This is a genomic window from Brachyspira pilosicoli, from assembly GCF_019402445.1.
Taxonomy (GTDB): domain Bacteria; phylum Spirochaetota; class Brachyspiria; order Brachyspirales; family Brachyspiraceae; genus Brachyspira; species Brachyspira pilosicoli_B.
In genome coordinates this window covers 1-2,706 of the sequence record NZ_SRZM01000386.1, presented here as the reverse complement: position 1 = coordinate 2,706, position 2,706 = coordinate 1, and the positions used below count along the sequence as shown (strand labels likewise).

At 31.1% G+C, this 2,706-nt stretch carries 2 protein-coding genes; both read left to right on the top strand.

The window, feature by feature from the left end:
* Positions 1-1,156: NADP-dependent isocitrate dehydrogenase (gene icd, locus E6A48_RS11110; RefSeq protein WP_219710348.1), on the top strand; the 1,156-nt coding region annotated here is incomplete at its 5' end.
* 26 nt (positions 1,157-1,182) lie between these two features.
* Positions 1,183-2,526, top strand: coding sequence for a citrate/2-methylcitrate synthase (locus E6A48_RS11105; RefSeq protein WP_219710346.1), 1,344 nt, complete (start codon positions 1,183-1,185; stop codon positions 2,524-2,526).
* Positions 2,527-2,706: the final 180 nt, after the last annotated feature.

The window sequence follows — 2,706 nt, the reverse complement described above, 5'->3', positions numbered from 1 at the left end:
TCAAATGGTTGTAAATGCGGCTGTAAAAAAAGCCTACAACGGAGAAAAGTCTATTGAATGGCTTGAAGTACTTGCAGGAGATAAGGCTCAAAAAGAATTAGGTACTCCTTTACCTAATGAGACTATAGACACTTTTAAAGAATATCTTATAGGCATAAAAGGACCTTTAACTACTCCTGTTGGTGAAGGTATGCGTTCACTCAATGTGGCACTTCGTCAAACTTTAGACCTTTATGTTTGTTTAAGACCTGTAAGATGGTTTAAGGGTACTTCTTCGCCTGTAAAAGAGCCTAATAAAGTTAATATGGTGGTTTTTAGAGAAAACACTGAAGATATATATGCTGGTATAGAATGGAAAACAGGTACTGAAGAAGCAAAGAAATTCTACAACTTCCTAAAAAATGAAATGGGTGTAACTAAAATAAGATTTCCAGAAACATCATCTTTTGGAGTTAAGCCTGTATCAGAAGAAGGCTCTAAAAGGCTCATACGCTCTGCAATAGAATATGCTTTATTAAATAAACTTCCTTCTGTTACTTTGGTTCATAAGGGAAACATAATGAAGTTCACCGAGGGCGGATTTAAAAAATACGGATATGAACTAGCTAGAAAAGAGTTTACTGATAAAACTTTTACTATGGACGAATATGCAGAAATAAAAAAGGAGTTTGGTGAAGATAAAGCGAAAGAAAAATTAAAAGAAGCAAAAGCACAAGGTAAACTCATAATAAAAGATAATATTTGCGATGCATTCTTGCAAAACACATTATTAAAACCAGAAGATTATTCTGTAATAGCAACATTAAACTTAAACGGCGATTATGTATCAGACCAATTAGCAGCTATGGTTGGAGGAATAGGAATAGCACCTGGAGGAAACATTAATTATAAAACAGGGCATGCTATTTTTGAAGCAACCCACGGTACAGCCCCTGATATAGCAGGCAAAAATAAAGCTAATCCTTGTTCATTAATACTTTCTTCTGTGATGGCATTAGAATATTTGAATATGAATGAGGCTGCTAGTTTAATAATAAATGCATTAGAGAAATCTTTTGAAAGCGGATATGCTACAGAAGATTTGGCAAACTTTATGGATAATGGAACTGCACTTGGTACAAAAGAGTTTGCAGAAAGAATAGTTTCTATAATGTAACAAATAATATATTTAAGGAAATATTTATGAAAAAAGAATATTTATTGTACAAACTTTATGACCATTCAAGCAAAAGAATAAAAATAGATAGCGAACTTTTTCAGAAATATAATGTAAAAAAAGGTTTAAGAAATGAAGATGGAACAGGGGTGCTTGTTGGGCTTACAAATATTGGAGATGTTGTAGGTTATGAAAGAGATAAAAACGGAAAAGTATGCCCTATAGACGGTAAGCTTTATTATAGAGGATATGATTTAAATGATATTGCTAATGATATATTAACTAATAAGCGTTTTGGTTATGAGGAGGTTTGTTATCTTCTTCTTTCTGGTAAGCTTCCAGATATGGAGAGATTGCAGTCTTTTAAAGAGTTAATATCTGATAATATGTATTTGGATAAAAAAACTATAATGAATATAATAGATTTGGAAGGGCAAAATATTATGAACATACTTTCAAGAAGTGTACTTGAGATGTATATTCATGACCCTAATCCTGAAGATTTATCATTAGAAAACTTAATGCTTCAATCTATACAATTAATAGCAAGATTTCCAGCTGTTATTGCTTATGCTTATAATATGTTTCAATATAGTGTTAATCAAAAATATTTAAACATTACATTGCCAAAGCCAAAATATTCTATAGCAGAGAATTTTTTATATATGCTTAAGCAGGAGTTTAGTGAATTAGAAGCTAGAATGCTTGATTTGCTTTTAATACTTCATGCAGAACATGGCGGCGGTAACAACTCTACATTTACAGTACGTGTTACAAGCTCTACAAGAACAGATACTTATTCAAGCATTTCTGCGGGTATTGGTTCTTTAAAAGGTGATTTGCATGGCGGGGCTAATGCTAAAGTAATGGATATGTTCATTCATTTGAAAGAGGCTATAGATAATTGGGAAAGCAAAAAAGAGATAGATGAATATTTAATAAAAATGCTTAACAAAGAAGCTTATGACAAGAGCGGACTTATATATGGAATGGGGCATGCTGTTTATACTTTATCAGACCCTCGTGCGGTTATATTAAAAGATTTGGCTCGTCAGCTTGCTAAAGAAAAGAAAAAAGAAAAAGAGCTTGCATTTATGGAATTAATAGAAGAGAGAGCTATAGAGTGTTTTATAAAGGTAAAAGGAGAGAAAAAAAGAGTTTGTGCCAATGTGGATCTTTATTCTGGATTTATATATGAAATGCTTGGTATATCTAAAGAGCTTTATACTCCGCTTTTTGCTATGTCAAGAATTGTAGGCTGGTGTGCTCATAGAATAGAGGAACTTAATTTTGATGACAGAAGAATTATAAGACCTGCATATAAAAATGTTTCTGACCCTCAAGAGTTTATTTCTATGGATAAGAGATAATTAAATATAATTAATAATTTTTTTAAAAGGAGTTTTATTTTGTATAAAGCTCCTTTTTATTATTATCCTTGTTTCAAAACATTAATAAATATTTATATTATTTTTAGTTTAATATTTAGTATATAAAATATAATTAGTATTACTTTCTTAATTTGCACTTTTTGGTTCTTTGACGAAGTC

Bases quoted from the DNA above. Each gene is read 5' to 3' on its own strand.
- E6A48_RS11105 (WP_219710346.1), top strand. From the start codon at position 1,183: ATGAAAAAAGAATATTTATTGTACAAACTTTATGACCATTCAAGCAAA.